Origin of the sequence: Bacillus sp. IT-79MI2 (assembly GCF_949768135.1) — a bacterium.
GTDB lineage: Bacteria > Bacillota > Bacilli > Bacillales > Bacillaceae_G > Bacillus_A > Bacillus_A pseudomycoides.
Map to the genome: position 1 here is coordinate 29,264 of NZ_CATKPV010000059.1, position 18,780 is coordinate 48,043.

16 protein-coding genes and 1 pseudogene are annotated in these 18,780 nt (G+C 36.1%); 13 read left to right on the plus strand and 4 right to left on the minus strand.

Annotation, left to right across the window (positions count from 1 at the left end):
• Positions 1–32 precede the first annotated feature (32 nt).
• The 6 genes from ACM6HU_RS12845 to ACM6HU_RS12870 all read left to right on the plus strand — a co-directional run bounded on the left by ACM6HU_RS12845 (position 33) and on the right by ACM6HU_RS12870 (position 5,951).
• Positions 33–428, plus strand: a complete 396-nt coding sequence (locus ACM6HU_RS12845) for a cytidine deaminase (RefSeq protein WP_016114440.1) — start codon at positions 33–35, stop codon at positions 426–428.
• A 324-nt stretch (positions 429–752) separates the two neighbouring features.
• A complete protein-coding gene (locus ACM6HU_RS12850) occupies positions 753–3,104 on the plus strand; it encodes a xanthine dehydrogenase family protein molybdopterin-binding subunit (RefSeq protein ID WP_016114441.1) in 2,352 nt (783 codons plus the stop codon).
• Positions 3,091–3,930, plus strand: coding sequence for an FAD binding domain-containing protein (locus ACM6HU_RS12855; protein WP_016114442.1), 840 nt, complete (start codon positions 3,091–3,093; stop codon positions 3,928–3,930). The genes ACM6HU_RS12850 and ACM6HU_RS12855 overlap by 14 nt, the downstream gene beginning before the upstream one ends.
• Positions 3,930–4,397 carry a (2Fe-2S)-binding protein gene (locus ACM6HU_RS12860; RefSeq protein WP_016114443.1) on the plus strand — a complete coding sequence of 156 codons (468 nt, stop codon included), beginning with the start codon at positions 3,930–3,932 and terminating at the stop codon, positions 4,395–4,397. The genes ACM6HU_RS12855 and ACM6HU_RS12860 overlap by 1 nt, the downstream gene beginning before the upstream one ends.
• Positions 4,397–5,347 carry an XdhC family protein gene (locus tag ACM6HU_RS12865; protein WP_016114444.1) on the plus strand — a complete coding sequence of 317 codons (951 nt, stop codon included), beginning with the start codon at positions 4,397–4,399 and terminating at the stop codon, positions 5,345–5,347. The genes ACM6HU_RS12860 and ACM6HU_RS12865 overlap by 1 nt, the downstream gene beginning before the upstream one ends.
• Position 5,348: 1 nt before the next feature.
• Positions 5,349–5,951 (plus strand): nucleotidyltransferase family protein, encoded by a 603-nt coding sequence (locus ACM6HU_RS12870; RefSeq protein WP_077295458.1) that lies wholly within the window; start codon positions 5,349–5,351, stop codon positions 5,949–5,951.
• Between the two features lie 141 nt (positions 5,952–6,092).
• On the opposite strand, the gene ACM6HU_RS12875 is transcribed toward ACM6HU_RS12870, so the two are convergent.
• Positions 6,093–6,323, minus strand: a complete 231-nt coding sequence (locus ACM6HU_RS12875) for a DUF896 domain-containing protein (protein WP_016114446.1) — start codon at positions 6,321–6,323, stop codon at positions 6,093–6,095.
• A 502-nt stretch (positions 6,324–6,825) separates the two neighbouring features.
• On the opposite strand from ACM6HU_RS12875, the gene ACM6HU_RS12880 reads away from it, so the two are divergent.
• Positions 6,826–7,722 carry a LysR family transcriptional regulator gene (locus tag ACM6HU_RS12880; RefSeq protein ID WP_016114447.1) on the plus strand — a complete coding sequence of 299 codons (897 nt, stop codon included), beginning with the start codon at positions 6,826–6,828 and terminating at the stop codon, positions 7,720–7,722.
• A 59-nt stretch (positions 7,723–7,781) separates the two neighbouring features.
• Positions 7,782–8,630, plus strand: a complete 849-nt coding sequence (locus ACM6HU_RS12885; RefSeq protein WP_016114448.1) for a YitT family protein — start codon at positions 7,782–7,784, stop codon at positions 8,628–8,630.
• 174 nt (positions 8,631–8,804) lie between these two features.
• Here the strand turns inward: ACM6HU_RS12885 and ACM6HU_RS12890 are convergent, their stop codons facing one another.
• Positions 8,805–10,037: an ATP-grasp domain-containing protein gene (locus ACM6HU_RS12890; protein WP_016114449.1), complete on the minus strand. Its 1,233-nt coding sequence runs from the start codon at positions 10,035–10,037 to the stop codon at positions 8,805–8,807.
• A gap of 197 nt (positions 10,038–10,234) precedes the next feature.
• Here ACM6HU_RS12890 and ACM6HU_RS12895 point away from each other — a divergent pair, with 197 nt between their 5' ends.
• Positions 10,235–11,275: a YheC/YheD family protein gene (locus tag ACM6HU_RS12895; protein WP_016132732.1), complete on the plus strand. Its 1,041-nt coding sequence runs from the start codon at positions 10,235–10,237 to the stop codon at positions 11,273–11,275.
• 545 nt (positions 11,276–11,820) lie between these two features.
• Positions 11,821–12,798, plus strand: coding sequence for an HD domain-containing protein (locus ACM6HU_RS12900; protein ID WP_016114452.1), 978 nt, complete (start codon positions 11,821–11,823; stop codon positions 12,796–12,798).
• Between the two features lie 99 nt (positions 12,799–12,897).
• On the opposite strand, the gene ACM6HU_RS12905 is transcribed toward ACM6HU_RS12900, so the two are convergent.
• Positions 12,898–13,305 (minus strand): hypothetical protein, encoded by a 408-nt coding sequence (locus tag ACM6HU_RS12905; protein ID WP_229161595.1) that lies wholly within the window; start codon positions 13,303–13,305, stop codon positions 12,898–12,900.
• 175 nt (positions 13,306–13,480) lie between these two features.
• On the opposite strand from ACM6HU_RS12905, the pseudogene ACM6HU_RS12910 reads away from it, so the two are divergent.
• Together ACM6HU_RS12910 and ACM6HU_RS12915 are read left to right on the plus strand one after the other, a co-directional pair.
• A pseudogene (locus ACM6HU_RS12910) lies at positions 13,481–13,622 on the plus strand (ABC transporter ATP-binding protein); the annotation flags it as partial.
• Complete coding sequence (locus ACM6HU_RS12915) at positions 13,620–13,871, plus strand: IS66 family transposase (protein WP_229161597.1); 252 nt, start codon at positions 13,620–13,622, stop codon at positions 13,869–13,871. The pseudogene ACM6HU_RS12910 and the gene ACM6HU_RS12915, both read left to right, overlap by 3 nt.
• Before the next feature lie 358 nt (positions 13,872–14,229).
• Here ACM6HU_RS12915 and ACM6HU_RS12920 read toward each other — a convergent pair whose 3' ends face one another.
• Entirely contained in the window at positions 14,230–15,807 is a 1,578-nt protein-coding gene (locus tag ACM6HU_RS12920) for an FAD-dependent oxidoreductase (protein ID WP_016114454.1), read from the minus strand.
• A gap of 846 nt (positions 15,808–16,653) precedes the next feature.
• On the opposite strand from ACM6HU_RS12920, the gene ACM6HU_RS12925 reads away from it, so the two are divergent.
• Positions 16,654–18,417 (plus strand): alpha-keto acid decarboxylase family protein, encoded by a 1,764-nt coding sequence (locus ACM6HU_RS12925; RefSeq protein ID WP_016114455.1) that lies wholly within the window; start codon positions 16,654–16,656, stop codon positions 18,415–18,417.
• The last annotated feature ends 363 nt before the right edge of the window (positions 18,418–18,780 follow it).

Genomic DNA, 18,780 nt, shown 5'->3' on the forward strand with positions numbered 1-18,780 from the left:
TAGAATGGAATTTACTTTGAGGAGGAAATAATATGGATAAAAAAAGATATATTGAAGAAGCGACAAAAATGTTAGAAAAAGCTTATATTCCGTATTCTAAATTCCCAGTTGGCGCAGCGCTAGTTACGAAAGAAGGTAAAATCTATACAGGTTGTAATATAGAGAATGCTTCTTACGGTTTATGTAATTGTGCTGAGAGAACAGCTATATTTAAAGCAGTATCAGAAGGGGAACGTGATTTTAGTTATTTAGTAATTACAGGTAAAACAGATGGGCCTATTTCACCATGCGGAGCTTGTAGACAAGTCATTGCTGAGTTTTGTAAGCCTAAAATGCCAGTTTTATTAACAAATCAAAAAGGCGATGAAAAAGAAGTAACGGTTGAACAATTGTTGCCAGGTGCTTTTTCGATAGAGGATTTAATCTAATTTCAAATGAATATACGAAAGAAGCTGTCCTAAAAATATGTTGGGAGAGCTTCTTTTTTTGTGAAGAATATATTTTTATTAACCATTGGAATTCTGTTCATGAAAGACATTTTTCTATTTGAATGAGAATTTGCTGGGGTGATCGAACGTTTTGCAGGATTACTCTTTCTGTCTGCTTCTTATCTAGTTCAACCTCGTAAACTGTCCACAAGGTTAGGGGAAGTTCGCCTTAATGTATTGTACATCTATAAAGAGTTTCGTACTAAACGAGGGGGGCCACGAATAGGTTGGTAGAAGAGTAGAAGGAAGGGAGGGAGGTCTAAAATGAAACCGTATCACATCATTGGAAAAAGTATTAAACGAAAAGAAGGTGCGGACAAAGTAACGGGAAGAGCAAAATATGTAGATGACGAGATTGAGATAGGTACTTTATACGCAAAACTCTTAACGAGTGTGTATGCGCATGCTGTTATTGAAAGTATTGATATAAGGAGAGCTGAGGAAATCCCTGGTGTTCATGCTGTGATAACAGGAGCAGATTATCCTATTCTTGTCGGTTCTAGTATTGTAGATCGTCCCCCGTTAGCCTATGAAAAAGTTCGGTATTTTGGTGAGCCTATTGCACTTATCGTAGCGGATAGCGAAGCGATTGCTAAACATGCATCAGCGCAAATACGTGTTACATATAAGAAACTCCCTGTGGTTCATGCCCCGCTACAAGCCTATTTAGAAAGAGATATACTCGTACATGAAAACGTAGAGCAATATGAATTAGAAGAAGAAGTATACCCAGAAGCACATACAAACATTGCAAATAGAACAAAAATTCGTAAGGGAGATATTCGAGAAAGGTTTGCAAATAGTGAAGTTGTTGTAGAGGAAACGTTTTCTTTTCGGCAATCTGATCATACTGCAATAGAGACGCGATGTGCGAAAGCAGAAATTAAGCCAAATGGAGAGGTTATTATTCATTCTACTTCGCAAGCCCCTTTTGAAATTAAAAGATTGCTTAGTAAGGCGTTTCAAATTGCTGAAGAAAAAATAATTGTACATGTGCCTTTAGTTGGAGGGGCGTATGGTGGAAAAACAACGGTACAACTTGAGTATTTAGTATATCTTGCTTCTAAAGCAGTGGGGGGGAGGCGTGTTACCCTTCGGAATAGTAGAGAAGAAGATTTTGTAACATCGCCTGTTCATATTGGTTTACAAGCAAAAGTAAAGCTTGGATGTACAAAGAATGGGAAATTGCAAGCTGCCGAGATTTTATATTTATTTGATGGCGGTGCATATGCTGATCGGGCAGTGACCATGAGTAAAGCGGCCGGATTAGACTGTACAGGTCCATACTCAATTCAGCATGTATCGTGTGATTCGCTTTGTATGTACACGAATCATCCATATGCGACATCGTTTCGTGGATTTAGTCATGCCGAGTATACATTTGTAATTGAAAGAATGATAGATATATTGGCAAATAAAGTAAATATATGTCCGCTTGAGTTTCGTATGAAAAATAGAATTGAGCGAGGAGATACAACACCAACACAAGTATTAGTCACAAAAAGTAATACTGGGGATATTCGGGCGTGTTTACAAAAGTTAAAATCGCTTATTAGTTGGGAAGAAGGGAATCGTATTGTTTTACCAAATGGGAGGATACGGGCAAAAGGAATTAGTTGCTTTTGGAAAAATTCGACTACACCAAATAATGCTGGAGCGGGTGCGACTATAACCTTTAATGGTGATGGGAGTGTAAATGTCAATTGTGGTGCAGTGGAAATTGGACAAGGAACGAAAACAACTTTAACACAAATGGTTGCAGAAAAAATGAATATGAATGTTAAAGATGTATCTATTATGATGGAAGTCAATACACAAATAGCGCCAAAACATTGGAAAACAGCTGCCAGTCGGACGACACACCTTGTTGGAAATGCAGTTGTAAAAGCGACGGAAGATGTAATGAAGCAGTTACTAGATACGACGGCTAATGTACTTGGAATATCAGCAGGTGAATTAACAATTGCAAACAAGACTGTATATGTAAAAACAAATCCAGATATTTACGTACCATTTTCAAAAATTGTTTTTGGATATGTTGATTCGAGTGGGAATGTAGCAGGGGCGCAAATAATCGGAAGAGGTACATATATCTTTGAAGGAATAACAAAGATTGACTATGAAACAGGAAAAGGACAACAAGGACCAGAGTGGGGAGTGGGAGCACAGGCAATAGAGGTTGAACTTGATCCACAATTATATACGTATAAATTAATTAAAGCAGTAACGGTTGTAGATGCAGGAAGGATTTTAAATAGAAAGGGAGCAGAAACACAAATTATAGGGGCTATGAGTATGGGATTAAGTTTTGCGACGAGAGAAACATTTCACTATGACTTGTATGGGAGAGTTCTTAATAATCAGTTTCGTTCTTATAAAGTGATGCATTATGGGCAACATCCAAAATATATCGCTGAATTTGTGGAAGTACCGCATGATCAAGCTGCATTTGGATCAAGAGGGCTTGGTGAGCATGGAATTATCGGTATGCCCGCTGCTTTAGCGAATGCGTTATCTATTGCAGCTAGTATTTCACTTCGTCAATTACCTATTAATCCTGAATTGATTTGGAAAGTAAAACAAGCGGAGGAGAATGGTGTATATGATACCATTTGACTTTGAATATTATCGTCCGAATTGTATCGAAGAAGCAATCCGATTATTTCATCAGCTGGATAAAGAGGGGAAAAGGCCCATTTATTATGGGGGAGGCACTGAAATTATTACAATGGGGCGTCTGCAGCAAATGATTACGAATGCGGTCATTGATTTGAAAGATATTCCCGAATGTAACATTTGTGAATGGAATGACCAAAAGCTTATTCTTGGAGCTACATTAACATTAACAAAAGTTCAAGAGGAAAAAGTATTCCCTCTTCTTGGAGAAACTGCCGGAAGAGCTGCAGATCACACAGCAAGAAATAAAATTACGCTTGGTGGTAATATTGCAGGGAAAATTATTTATAGAGAAGCAGTGCTCCCTTTTTTACTAGCTGATAGCACATTTGTTATTGCAGGAAAAGAAGGTATAAAGTATATCAAGTCACAGCAAGCGTTTATTGAGAAGTTACAATTGCAAAAAGGTGAGTTTCTTATACAAATTATCACCAATCAAAAATATATAGAATCTCCTTATTACAGTGTAAAAAAAAGGCAATTAGAGAAAATCGATTACCCACTTGTAACGGTTGCTGCACTCAAAAGTGATGATACCATTCGAATCGCATTTAGTGGATTGTGCGCATTTCCATTTCGGTCGCTCGCGGTAGAATCGGTGTTAAACGATGGAAGTATACCAGTCAAGAAGAGAATTGAGCACGCCCTTTTTCATATTCCTGCACTTATATTGGATGATATACGAGGTTCGCGTGAGTATCGTAAGTTTGTTTTGAAACATGTGCTTTATGATGTATTAATAAAGTTTGAAGAGGTGAGGGGATAATGGGAAAGGGGCAATTAAGTCTTCATGTGAACGGCGAGGACAGAGAGGTCGTTGTTAGAATGGGGGATACGCTATTATATACATTACGACATCGACTTGGTCTAACAGGAGCCAAGCCAGGATGTGAAAATGGTGATTGCGGTGCTTGTACCGTTCTTGTTGAAGGGATACCTATTAAGTCTTGTATTATATTAGCAGTAGAAGCAATTGGTAAGCAGATTATAACAGTGGAAGGTTTACAAGAAACTCCTATTCAGAAAGCTTTTGAAGACAAATGGGCTTTTCAGTGTGGGTATTGTACGCCTGGGTTTATTATAAATTGTCATGCGCTTGTTACACAAAAAATGGATGTGGATGATTTAGTTATTGAAGAATGGTTAAGTTCTAATATTTGTCGGTGCACAAGTTATCAAGAGATTGAAGAAGCTGTGAAATCTATCTTGCAAAAGCAACGGGAGAATCAATAATGACTTCTGTTCATACTGTACTAGAAGCACTACTATCGTGTGAACAACGGTGTGCCTTAGCAACTATTATCCATGTGGAAGGTTCTGCATATTGTAAAGAAGGAACTATCATGCTTTTTTGTGAAGATGGAACAAAAGTCGGAATGTTAAGTGCAGGTTGTTTAGAAGAAGAGGTTTCTATTTATGCAGCCGAAGTAATGGAGAATCAAACATGGTCTATTCATCAATTTAATACGAGGGCAGAAGATGATTTATCTTGGGGAATGGGATGTAATGGTATCATTCATATATTAGTCGAGTATATAGATGAGGAGTACAAAGTTTTTTTGCAAACACTATATGAATATCTTAAGAAGGGTATTTCAGTTCGGATGATAAAAAATATTTCTTTAATACAAACATTATTTATTAGTGAGAATGGTGATACGTTTGGGAATGAAGAGGATTTGTTTCCAACTCTTTCCTTACATGGTTTACACGGTAAATGGTTTTATCAACACTTTACACCAAGGCCAAGACTTTTTATTTTTGGAGCGGGAGAGGATGCAACACCGCTTGTTCGGTTTGCAAAAGAAGTAAACTTTTTTGTAACAGTTTGTGATTGGCGTGAATCGTTATGTAATTCTTCACATTTTCCGAGTGCAGATGTTTGTATGAATGGTTTTCCAAAAGAGATTGTACCACAACTTCTATTAAGAGAAGAAGATTTTGTTGTGATTATGACTCATCACTTTCAACGCGATCAGCAGTTGGTTGAACTTTTATTGGAACAATGTGTTCGCTATATCGGTATTTTAGGTCCACGTCACCGCACTGCTCGTCTGTTAGAAGGAAAGGCGATACCTAAAAATGTTCATTCTCCGGTAGGGCTTGCAATTGGGGGAAAAGGGCCAACTGAAATAGCGATTAGTATAATAGCTGAAATCATCCAAGAATTAAGGGGGAAGTAAAATAAAGATTGCAGGGATATATTTAGCTGCTGGAAACAGTCGGAGGATGGGACCCGGAATACACAAGCTGCACCTTCCATTACAAGGGGAGCCACTTGGGAATTTAGCGTTACAAGCAGCAATTTCTTCAAGGCTCTCACATATTATTGTTGTTACGAATGAGCCTGCTTGGATGTTAAAAAGAATGCACCGTGAAAATGTGCACATTCTTTCTTGTCCAAATGCTTGTAGAGGACAGTCGTACTCTCTTCAATGCGGCATTGAGAAGGCGAAACGAATGAATGTAGATGGAGTGATGGTCCTTCTGGCTGATCAACCATTTGTGACAGCTGAATTTATTAATAAGATAATAGGTTGCTATGAGCAAAATAAAAACATTCATTTTGTAGCAGCGAGTTATAGGGGAATAAGGCAACCTCCTGTTTTATTTACAAAGAAAGTATTTCCACTTTTTCAAGCATTGAAAAGGGATGAAGGAGCACGCGCGATTTTTATGAAGCCTACGATAAATGGAATTTCATTGTTGTCTCAAAATGACAAAATATTTTTCGATATCGATACATGGGAAAAGTATCAACAGGTGAAACAAGAATATGCGGATTGATATGATATTTAAATTACAATGTAGTAGGTATAGAACAATGTCTATACTATAAAAAGAGCCAGAATTTCTCGATTTAGAAATTGGGCTCTTTTTATGTTGATACTATTTTGTGAAATTGGTCGTTTGAATCGATTTTGGATCTCATTTTTTAAGGTTCATACGACTTTGTGCATGCTGTAAAGCAAGTGGAGTAACATTTTCTTCATTAGGATCTATAATTGTTGTATTTAATAAAATGGAATCTAAACTCCCGCGAAATTCTTTCATATAGCTTTGTCTTAACATTTGTTGCTCCTGTTTTTCAGTTTCTTTTAGTCCGGAAGTTTTTTCTTTTTTCGCTAATTCATTAATACGAAATAATATATTTTTCATTTTGCTCACTCCTTTTAATAACTATAAATTAGCGACTTACTAATTTATAGTTATTTTAATGTTTCTTTTTGATTATGTCAATAGTTGTAAATGAAAAAGCCATCCTTTTCGCCAAGAAGGGTGGTTAACTATAGTACATTAGATTCATCCATCATTTTTATAAATGATTTCTATTAAAATAATTCATTTTATTTATTTGGGTTCTAAATATATAATAGCGATTAGGTGAGTGCAAAGGAACGGCTACTTAATGAGTAGTTAGGATAGAGAATAAATGATTTTTTAGAGAATCACTTAATTTGAAAATATGTGAGATTGTTCCTAAAACCATCTAATTTCATGAGAATGATTATTTTTGATATCTCGTTAAACAATGGGCTGCATTTTCGCGTAAGAAGAAAACTATGTAACTTACATATTCATTTTCTCATTATTATGGAGATAGGGTTATAATAAGAAAAACATCAAGAAATTATATGATCGTGCAACAGGAGGAGTAAGTATGGAGCTGCGCCATTTGAAAACTTTTATTATTGTAGCGGAAAGCGGTGGCTTTACACGGGCTGGAGAACAACTTGGGTATACGCAATCGACAATTACTAATCATATTCGATCATTAGAAGAAGAGATTGGAAATCGATTATTTGATCGTCTTGGAAAAAAGGTAATTTTAACTGATGTAGGGGAGCATATGCTTTCTTATGCGCATAAAATATTGGAATTATCAAATGAAGCATTGGAATCATCTCAAATGAACGGGAAATTTTCAGGGACAATACGCATTGGAGCGAATGAGTCTTTAATGATTTATCGATTACCTGCTGTTTTATATGAATTTAAAAGGAAGTATCCGCAAGTACATATCATTTTACAACCATCAGAGAGTCAAGAATTACACAATGAGCTAAAATCAGGAAAATTTGATTTTGCTTTATTTACACATCCGGAACAACTGGGTACAGACATTGTTACTCATTCTCTTGTTCAAGAGAAGATTGTGCTTATTGCTCCGCCCAAACATCCACTAACAAAAAAGGTGAGCGTTAGTCCTGCTGATTTAGAAGGAGAAATGTTGTTGCTTACAGAGCCAGGGAGTTACCGAGATTTGTTAGAAAGACGGATTAAAGAAGATGGTATTAATTGTTCTCATATTCATTTTTGGAGTATTGAAGCGATTAAGCAAACCGTTATGTGTGGGCTAGGGATATCTTATTTACCGTTTATAACGGTAAAGGAAGAAATCGAGCAAGGCAAGCTAAGCGTACTACCATGGACGTATAGCGAAGATTTCGTTACAACTGAATTGGCATATCATAAGAGTAAATGGTTAACTCCTACAATGAAGAAATTAATTGAAATGATAGAGAGACATGGAGAAAAATGGAAAGGATTTACTTGATTCTCTGATCTGAAAGTAGGCTGGAAAAATATACATTGGGGTAGATAGGGGGAGAAGTAATGAATGAAAGAGTAATGAATGAGAGAGTAAAAGAAGTAGCACTTGTCGTAATTGGATCATTATTGTTTGCCATTGGAATTAACTTTTTTGCTATTCCAAATCGACTATCTGAAGGTGGCGTTATTGGACTTACAGTTATTACATATTATTTGTTTGAATGGTCACCAGGTACTGTGAACCTTTTAATAAATGCAGTATTACTTGCAATTGGGTATAAGTTTTTTGATAAAAAGACAATGGTGTATACAATACTTGGTATTGTCTCTTCATCTTTCTTTTTATATATCACAGAAGATATTGCGACTCCAGTAAATCATGATACATTATTAGCAGCTCTTTTTGCTGGTGTTTTCGTTGGCGTTGGTTTAGGGTTTATGTTCCGTGCAGGTGGTACATCAGGTGGATCTGCAATCATAGCTCAATTAGCAAATCAATATTTGGGCTGGAGCGTTGGAAAAGGTGTATTGATTATTGATATCGTCGTTATTGCAGGTTCAGTATTTATTATTGGGCAAGAAAAGGCTATGTATACGCTTGTAGCAGTCTTTATAGGGGCGAAGGTTATTGATTTTATTGTAGAAGGATTGAATACAAAGACCGCTGTAACAATTATTTCAAACTATCCAGACATGATTAGAGAGTCTATTATGAAGAATATGATACGTGGTGTAACAGTACTAGAGGGGAAAGGTGGTTACACAGGAAATAACAAAGAAGTATTATATGTTGTCATCAATAAACAAGAGCTCATTCAATTAAAGAAAGTCGTGAGCCAAAAAGATGAAAATGCATTCGTTGTCATTCACGATGTACGTGATGTATTAGGTGGCGGCTTTAAAGCGAGTTAAAAAAGTTGGTCTTCAAATTTTGAGGACCAGCTTTTTTGTTTAAGTAAGTAAAAAATAATCATTAGTTTATAGTTTTAAGAAACAACGTCATAACAAATACGATAAAAAAAGCGAAACACTTTAATATATAAGGGTTTCGCTTGTATTTTGAGTATCGTTTGAATGCAGCATAATCTATGCTGTTGTATTCATTGGTTCAATGTCAAAAGAAATTTCTTTAGCTGCTTCTAAAGCTATTCTTTTAGCTTCTTGTTTAGAAAATGATGCTGCTAAAATGTAGCCGCATCGATCTCCCATTGATTTAGGTGGTTTTAGGATAGTTCCCTTTTTAGGTTTTATATATATTTCTTCCACACCTGGATATTTAGAACTGCGTTTTTTTCCTGTAACTCGAATTAATCTCCCTCTAGAATCGACTGTTAAGTAGTGCGTATACACATATTTATAATGTTTTTTATTCAGCGAAGGTTTATTTCCTAACATTAACTGAATCGTTTCCTGTACTAAGTTGATTCCATGTCCAACTTCAATCATACGATTCATAGCTCCGCCTGATATTCTCGGATTTATCTCAATTAACTTCCAAATACCATGTACTCTACGGAGCTCTAGGTGACAAGCACCATTTTTCATATCAAAAGCTTGTATAATAGAATGAGTAGCGTTGAGAAGACTATAATATAGTCTCGGGTCTAAGCGTCCTAACAAAGAATAACCAGTGACGATAAAACGTTCACCAAATGTAATTTCTTGTTCAATTACTGCAATAATATGAAGCTTTTTATTGTGAACTAAAACTTCAACTAAGTACTGCGGTCCATCTACATATTCCTCAAGTAGAATTTCTTCATTAGGCCGTTTGTTTAAAAGGGTTTGCATAGATGAAATTAACTGATTTCTATCCTTTGCTAATAATACATCTTTTGACCCTGCTGATTCAGGAGATTTAACGACAAGAGGAAAAGTCATCTTTTTAGTTTTAAGAAAAGATGATAAGGATTCTGTTGGTTTGTAAATTAAATAATTGAGCGAGATCGGTAAATTCTGAAGCACTTTACGGGTCAATATTTTATTTTCCATATGATAAATTGATTCAGTAGATACCATACTTTTACAGAACTTCTCGGACAAACATGCAGCGACATAAACAAAAGAATCCATAAAACTAAAAATTCCTTTTATATTTTTTCCTGTTTTTTCTAGATTTTGGATTATTGTACTTAAATTATCATAATCGTTTATATCAGTAAAAATCATCTGATGTACATCTGGAAATTCACTTCGTTCTTCAAGAAATCTTTTTTTTTCTGTTAACAAAATCGTAAAGAAATTAAGTTTCTCTGCTACTTTAATTGCTTCCCTACTCGATCCAGATTTATTTGTTTCAATAAAAACAATAGTATTCATAATCTTACCCCACCCTATCTTTAATCGCTTTTATAAAAATAAGCTCTGTTATCTATATAAATAGAATATAAAAATGGGACAAAGATTGTTCTTGATTTTTTGAAAATTGGTTAAATACGGAAAAATATGAATATATATAAGTTGAATTTGATCTGTATGTTGAAAAAGAACTTTAGAAAGAGGGGGAGGGAACCAATATGACTATAATTGGTATGCTTCATCATCGAGAAGATCCAAGAAACGTAAGGAAAGCATATGCTTGTGCCGCTGTAGCAAAAGCTGAAGGTGTCAACTTCTTTTACTTTACCCCAGGGAAAGTAAATATAGAAAATCAAACGATTTTAGGGAAAATCTATGAAAACGGCGAGTGGATTGAAAAAGAATTTCCTTTTCCCGATGTCATTTATAATGCAAGCGCTCCTGTTAGTGATAAAACTGAGAAAATCTTTGATTATCTATACGATAGGATTCCGTTCACAAGTCATTCGATTGGAGATAAATTAAGTGTATATAACAGAATTAAAAAAGCAAAAGAGTTTGAACAATATCTTATTCCTTTTTATAAATTAACTGATGCTAGGAAGTTTTTTGACGTGATTAAGCGCTATAAAAAAGTTATTATCAAACCAATGTCTGGACATCAAGGCGGAGGCATCGTTTTTATTGAAAAACAAGGGCAAGAGCATTACAAAATGAATGAGGCAGGGCAAGTCTCATCCATTAATGAAAAACAATTAATAGACTTTATATCTCATAAAATACAAAAACAAGCTTACCTAGTTCAACAATTTATTTCATGTCAAATGAAATCTGGTCATGTTTATGATTTCCGGCTGCATGTCCAAAGAAACGGAGAAGGAAAATGGGTCATTACTTCAATTTTTCCAAGGATAGGTCCATTGGGAAGCATTGTATCAAATATGGGTAGTGGTGGTTATAGCACGTATCTAGAAATTTTTTTGAAAACAGAGTTTGATGACAACTGGTACAATATTCAAAGGTATTTGGAGCGGTTTGCGGTAAGCTTTGTTAACCATTTTGATTCTTTATATGACAGTGTATCATTTGATGAATTAGGAATTGATGTTGGAATTGATGCGGACCAAAAATTGTGGCTGTTTGAAGTGAATTGGAGACCAGGTGCACCTAGTATATTTAATCTCGAATTAGATGTAGTTAGAAACACGATTCACTATGCTAGATATTTGGCCAATAAATACAAACAAAATAGAGGATAAAAACAAGGGAAACGATAGGGTGATGCTTTTTAAAAAATCAATATTAGTGAAGAGATGATTGAGAATGTACTACATGGCAATCTATACAATGGGATTGCAACATATCCCAATCGTTTATTTGCTACTGGCTTTTTTGATAATATGATATTGAACAATTTTGGAGTCCCTATTCAAGACAATGATCAACGATATACACTATTTATTCGTCAGGATATTCAGCATCAATTTGGAGAATTGTGTATTTTCTATGCTGTCTTATTAGGATTAATTATAGTATTTGTATGTCTGAGTGGAAATGGCGAGAAAAAGAATTTGCAGTCGAAATGAATATACGGGTATACGCACTAACAATTGCTTCATTTGTTGCAGGTTTGGCAGAATTAATAATCGGTGGAGTTAGTTATTTAGTTAACAAGAAATAGAATATCAGAAGAGATGTATAGTAATTGGAAGGCTCAATTAAAGTGATAATGCTTCTCTTGATAGAAGGGGAATTTATCTATATACTAGAGCCGAGTTTTATTTGAATTAAGGGGGCTTGTTGAGTGATTATATCGGATATAATATATGGAGAATTTGAAGTTGATAAAGTATTAGAAGAATTAATTTTAAGTAAGCCTGTTCAGAGATTAAAAGGTGTTCACCAAGCTGGAGCGAGTTACTTGATTAATGAGAAATGGAATGTAACTCGCTTTGATCATTCAGTTGGTGTAATGCTTTTAATAAAAAAACTCGGTGGTTCAATAGAAGAACAAATTGCAGGTTTGTTACATGATATATCGCATACTGCATTTTCTCATGTAATTGATTTTGTCTTTGATAATAAGGATGAGGATTATCATGAAAAAATATACAGTACTGTAATCGAAAACTCAGAAATTCCAGGGATTCTTGAGAAATATGATTACAATTATGAAGAAATTTTATTTGATGATTCAAAGTGGACATTGCTTGAGCAGTCAGCACCTGACCTATCTGCTGATAGAGTAGATTATACATTACGAGATATGTATGAATATGGATATATTTCTTTAAAAGAGGTTCAAGATTTCTTAAGTGATTTAATAGTTGTTGAGGGGAAAATGATTCTTCAAAACATTGAAATAGCTGAATGGTTTGTTAAAACTTATTATCAAGAAGTTATAGATTTTTTCATGAATCCTTTAAATATTTATGGAAATGATATTTTAGCTAGGGCTCTAAAGTTATCTTTAGATAAAAAAATTATTCATCCTGATGATTTTCTTGCCGAAGATCATGAAGTGATTTATAAAATGAAATTATCTAAAGATAAAGAAGTACATGCTTTATTAAGGCAACTTCATCCAAATGTAGAAGTAAAAGAGGATAGAAATGATTACGATTTATATCGTAAAAAGAAAGTTCGTCTTATTGACCCTTCACTTTTTATTAGAAAAGGCTTAGTTAAAGCGTCTATTTTATCAGAAGAAGTAAGAAATATGAGTAATATAGCTTATGAAAAATCTATAAGAGGAATGTATGTAAAGGTAATTTCTAATTAATTTATCCCGCATTAACGGACAGTAACACTCCCACCTCAAAATTCAGCGAAAGCAAAGAAGTTAGGTGGGAGATGAACTGTCCGTAAAGGCCCGATTCGTTCAACTAATAATCAGTGGGGGATGAAGAAAACCCCCACTGATTAAAGTTTCACTTTCTAAGGCTTCCTTTTCAATTCTGTCATATAAGTGTACGCTTGATTGATAATCTTTACTTAGGATTGATACAGCTTCAGATTTAGTCAAGGCAAGATGTTCATAAAACATTTTTCTAAACTCTTCTTTAGGTATATAAGGGTTTATACTATTTAAGAATTCAACAATTTCATCCGCATTCGTATACCATTTTTTCTCTGCAGTTGATGCAGCATTTTGATTGCCCGCTTTAGCCGCTTTAACAAGATCTGCAGCGATTACTAAGTGATCTTTTATTAAATTACCATATTTTGTTACTGCATTTTGACCGTAGAAAGGTTTGAGTGAATTTCCCATATCCGGAGCGTTTGGAATTTTCTTACGCGAGTTAAGATAGAGAAATTAAAACTGTTATATGCTTTTTTATATCTTCTTATTATTTTTAAATATATCTATTCTTCCATTTCTTAATTAAGAAAGAGTTAAGTCTCTTTTAAAAGATTTTCCCCATAGTAATAGTATAAGAACACAAGAAAGTTGGTATTTTCACATGAGTACAATAATAAAAACTATTAATTTAACGAAGGTATATGGTAATCAGAAATCAGCTGATAATCTTAATAATAAATGTATAGCGGAGACAGATTTATGGATTCATTGGTCAGAATGGTGCGGGTAAAACAACTACTATCGTTCATGATTGTTGGAAACCATATTTCACCTATACAAAATGTGAACATGTCCTATGTAATGTTCATTTTCTTCGTGAACTAAAAGGTGTGTTGGAACAAACCAACCAAAAATGGGCACAAAAAATGATCGATTTCTTGTTGGGGTACCGCCACATCACAATCAAGCTAAGAAAAGCAAATACCCCCAAAACGAGAAAATTGGCATCTCCAGGTGAAAATGTACAATTTTTTGTTTTGGGGGCGTTATAAAATTCTTAAGTTGATGGGCATGTACACAGACCCCTAATGAGGGATTAATAAAATTATTATATATGCATTTATAAATACGTATAGATCAAGTTGTAGCGAGACTTAAAAAGGACTGGGATGCTGAGATCCTTGCTTTTGACAAAGGTGAGGATCATATTATTAAGTTGGCTGATACATTAACAGAAGGAATCATTAAGCAATTTCCGCAGAAGTTCTAAATAAGAATCAACGCATATATTTTGTCTAAGTACAGTAACTGGGAAGTTTAATGTTGTATTCGTTAATAGTTAAGGAAATTAAAAAAGAAAGCAAAAACAGCTAAACATTGTTTTGGCTGTTTTTGCTTACATAATTTCAGTTAATAACCAGAGTCTTCTGAGGTAAGATTATCTATCATTTTATAATCGTACTTTTGTAATGGTTTTTCAGCAGGCCCCTCAAGTACTTCTCCTGTATACGAGAATCGAGAACCGTGGCACGGGCAATCCCAAGAACGTTCACCATTGTTCCATTCAACTTCGCATCCGATGTGAGTACAAGTTGTATCTACAATATGAAGCTTACCTTCTCCATCTCTATAAGCTCCTTTTCTATGCCCATCGATGTCAATAACAGCCCCTTCATCGTTGGATAGATCATTGATACATTTCTGAGGAATCTCTAATTTCCCTTTAATTAAGTGACCGACAACATTGGTATTTTCAACTAAGAAGTTCTTCAGACTTGGATTCATATGGAAGCGGGAAGGGGTATACAATTCCCGGTACTTGTTCTTTTCTCCAAATATAATATCTCGGAATAAAAGCGCAGCTGCAGTTCCGTTTGTCATACCCCATTTTCTGTATCCGGTAGCAATTAATACATTCTTTTGACCAGAGGTGATTTCACCGATGTAAGGAATCTTGTCTAGTGTAATTAAATCTTGAGCTGACCACCGGTATGCAATATTTTCGAGTCCGAAAACTTGTTGTCCGAATACTTCCAAGGCCTCGTAATGTTTTAATGTCTCTCCTCCTTGTCCTGTTTTATGACTTTCTCCAGAGATAAGGATCATTTCTTCCCCATTAATTGTTGCACAACGGAGAGATCGTTTCGGTTCATCTACACTAATATACATGCCACCTGGATAGTCTTTCTTTGGTTTAGCAGCAATAATATAGGAACGGTCTGCATGCATTCTTGTAGAGTAAAGTCCTGCACCTTCATAAAAAGGGAAATGAGAACAGGACAGAACGTAATTTCCTGTAACCCGAGCTCCTCCACGAGTAAGAACCACAGGCTGTCCGCCAGTCTCAATATTTATCGCTGTCGTATTTTCAAAGATGTATCCGCCTTTTTCTGTAATTATTTGTGTAAGATGAGCTAAATATTTGAGTGGATGGAATTGTGCCTGATTTTTCATAACAAGCGCATTATGTATTTCTAAATCGAAAGGAAGTTTGTTTACAAGTTTGCCTTCAATACGAAGTTCTTCATAGGCCTCTGCTTCTATTTCTAGTTTGAGTGCATATTCCTCTGTTGTGGCATACACATAGGCATCTTGATGAGTGAAATCACAATCAATATGATGTTTGTTAATCGTTTCTTGAATAAATTTTAAAGCATCGATGTTCGCCTCGTAATACAATCTTGCCATGGTTTTCCCGGTATATCGGATCAGTTCATCATAAATTAAATCGTGCTGGGCAGTGATTTTAGCTGAGGTATGTCCTGTTGTCCCGTTCAGTAATTTGTCTGCTTCTATAATAGCGACCTTCAGACCTTCATTCACCAAAAGATAGGCAGAAGTAATGCCTGTAATTCCGCCCCCTACAATAATGACATCGACTTGCATGTCCTTCTCCAGGCAGGGGTATTCTGGTAAATGAATAGTGTTTGTCCAATAAGATTCGGCGTTAAGGGGTAATTTTCCATTGTAATTATCGTTGTTGGTCACTATAAATCCTCCATCCAATGTTTTATAGGTTTATTATTTCCGTTTATTGTAAGTGTAAACTTTGAGTTTTGAAAACAGCAAATTATGATACCGTTTACAATAACAATATAAAAGTAACTACTCAGGTATATCTTTACAGATTTTATAGTTTAGTTTGGGGATTTATCGGTCACTTCGTCGATTTTATCAGTAGGTTTGCAGAATTTATCGGTCTGGGCTACTTGTGATTGATTCTTTATCGGCCTTTTGAGTGATTTATCAATTTAGATGTGCTTTTATCGTAACTAAACAGAAAATTAATTTGGTTTTTAGTGGATGTCTCTAGTTATCTTTCATTTTTAGGGGGCGGCTGAGTAGTTACAAATTATAAACACTCCTTAAAAATGGAAATGATACAATTTTAGGATTTTTAAGATGCGAAGAAGATTGACACTTATTAAGCTAACGGAGGCTTTAGTTTAAGAAAGATTACAAGTCCACATTAATTCATTAAAAGCTAAATGAAAATATAAAAAGTAGTACGTGCGCAAGCTGCAACAATGCATTTTTAAAATTTTAAAGTAAATAATTCGGAGTGTGTTTTTTCCCTGTGATGGACATTGTTTTTTGTTATAAGAAATACATCTCTAATTTGAACGTTTTTACATCGGTTACTTTTTCATAACACATTTGTGCTAGTGTTAAACACTTCCTTAAAACTACGTCCAATGCCTTACTATAGTAGCATTTTTTTAACGCCTTACTTTAGCTCAGTACAACGGATAACCTGTTTAATTAAAGGGAATTATCAAAAAGGGTACTATAAAACAGAACAAGCCCAAGAAATGGATAAGGAGTGAGCAAACGATGGACAACATGATAAATACGGACAGCTTTGGTTTGCAAGGCGGAACTGCTCAAAAAACGGTTGGCCAGTATTTGTTCGATTGCCTGAAACTGGAGGGCATTACCGAAATTTTCGGCGTCGCAGGGGACTATAATTTTACACTTCTTGATACTTTGGAGTGTTATAACGGCATCCGTTTTATAGAAGGGCGGAACGAACTAAACTCGGGCTATGCCGCAGATGGCTATGCAAGAATCAAAGGAATGTCCGCTCTTATTACGACCTTCGGGGTCGGGGAGCTCAGCGCCTGCAATGCGATAGCGGGAGCCAACAGCGAGCATGTGCCAATAATTCACATTGTGGGTGCGCCTCCTGAGAAGGATCAAAAAGAGCACAAGCTGATGCACCACACCCTAATGGATGGGAATTTTGATGTCTTTCGCAAGGTGTATGAGCAGATTACGGCTTATACCGCGGTGCTTACGCCGGAAAACGCCAAGATTGAAATTCAGGCTGCGATTCGCATTGCTAAGGAAAAGAAAAAGCCGGTATACCTGGTTGTGGCCGATGATTTAGTGACCAAGCCGATTAAGGTCCGGGAAGAGCCGGTACCGCCATATCCAACGTCCAACCTAAAAACCCTTCAGGCTGCGGTGAATCATGTCCATCGGCTGCTGGAGCGTGCCCACCGACCGGTTATCCTTGTGGATGTGAAAACCATGCGTTTCGGCCTTCAGACAGCAGCTCGGCAGCTGGCCGACGCCATGAACGTGCCTGTTGTAACGATGATGTTCGGGAAGGGGGCATTCGACGAAACCCATCCAAATTATATCGGAATGTACCTAGGCTCTTTCGGAGGTTCTGAAGTCCAAAGTACGGTGGAAAATGCAGATTGTATCATTGCGATCGGTATGGTATGGGCGGACACCAACACCGCGAATTTTACCGCAAAGCTGAACCCGATGGTAACTGTCAATATTCAACCAGACATGGTTAAAACCGCTGAGGCAGAATATCCGAATGTTCTTGCAGCCGACATGCTACTTGCCGTGCAGAAGGTGGGTTACATGGGCCAAGGTTTGGCAGAAAAATTGTCATTCCCTTACGATCAATTCACAACTAATGCTGACGGGCCTTTAATGGCGGCCGGCTATTATCCACGTTTTCAGCGCATGCTGAAAGAGGGCGATGTTGTGATCGCAGAGACCGGGACGTTCTATAATGGAATGGCGGAGGTGAGACTGCCGGGCAATGTAACATATATTGGGCAAGGAGGATGGCAGTCCATCGGTTACGCAACCCCCTCGGCGTTCGGTGCTATTATGGCTGCGCCGGAACGCCGAGTGTTGCTGTTTACAGGCGACGGCGCCCTGCAGCTAACAGCCCAGGAAATCAGTTCCATGCTCTATTACGGCTGCAAGCCTATAATCTTCGTCTTGAACAACGATGGTTATACGATTGAAAAATATTTGAATGTCAAAACAGAGGGTCAAAAGTATAACCAAATTCCTCAATGGTCTTACACCAGGCTGGCCGAAGCTTTTGGAGGCAACGCGTTTACCGTTACGGTCCGAACCTATGGAGAGCTTGATCAAGCTATAATCCAAGCTGAAACGGAAAGTACCGAAAGACTCTGTATCATTGAAATGATTGCAGGGAATCCAATGGACGCACCTAAATATATGCGACGGATGCGCAGTTATATGGAGAAGCAGGAAATGCAGCGCAGCCAGAAAAAGTCTCGAATAACAAGAATGTTCCTAAAAGATGAATCTAATCTTTAAAAGGGACCCTTAAAAAATAGTTATGTAGAAACTTAGCATTTTTAAGTCATCTCCTTCTATTAGCTCCCTAAAATTTGCTAAGCAATCCGTTCTTGTACTCTCAGATAGACAAAAAAACATCAAAATGATGTTTTTTAACTTAAGGGTCACTAAACATCTCCATTAAGTTAAAAAATTGGTTTTACCCTAAAGCGAAAAAAGTGAGCTTAATTTTTATAAATAAATGTAGAAAAAATTTCGTTTTAGTGCATTTTAAAATCTTAAGTTGATGGATGTGGGGGCCGTCAGGAAAATGCGGATTTACAACGGTAAGCTTATTTTCAAGACGATTCCCCCACTTTTAACAAGTGTAGCTTTGGAATA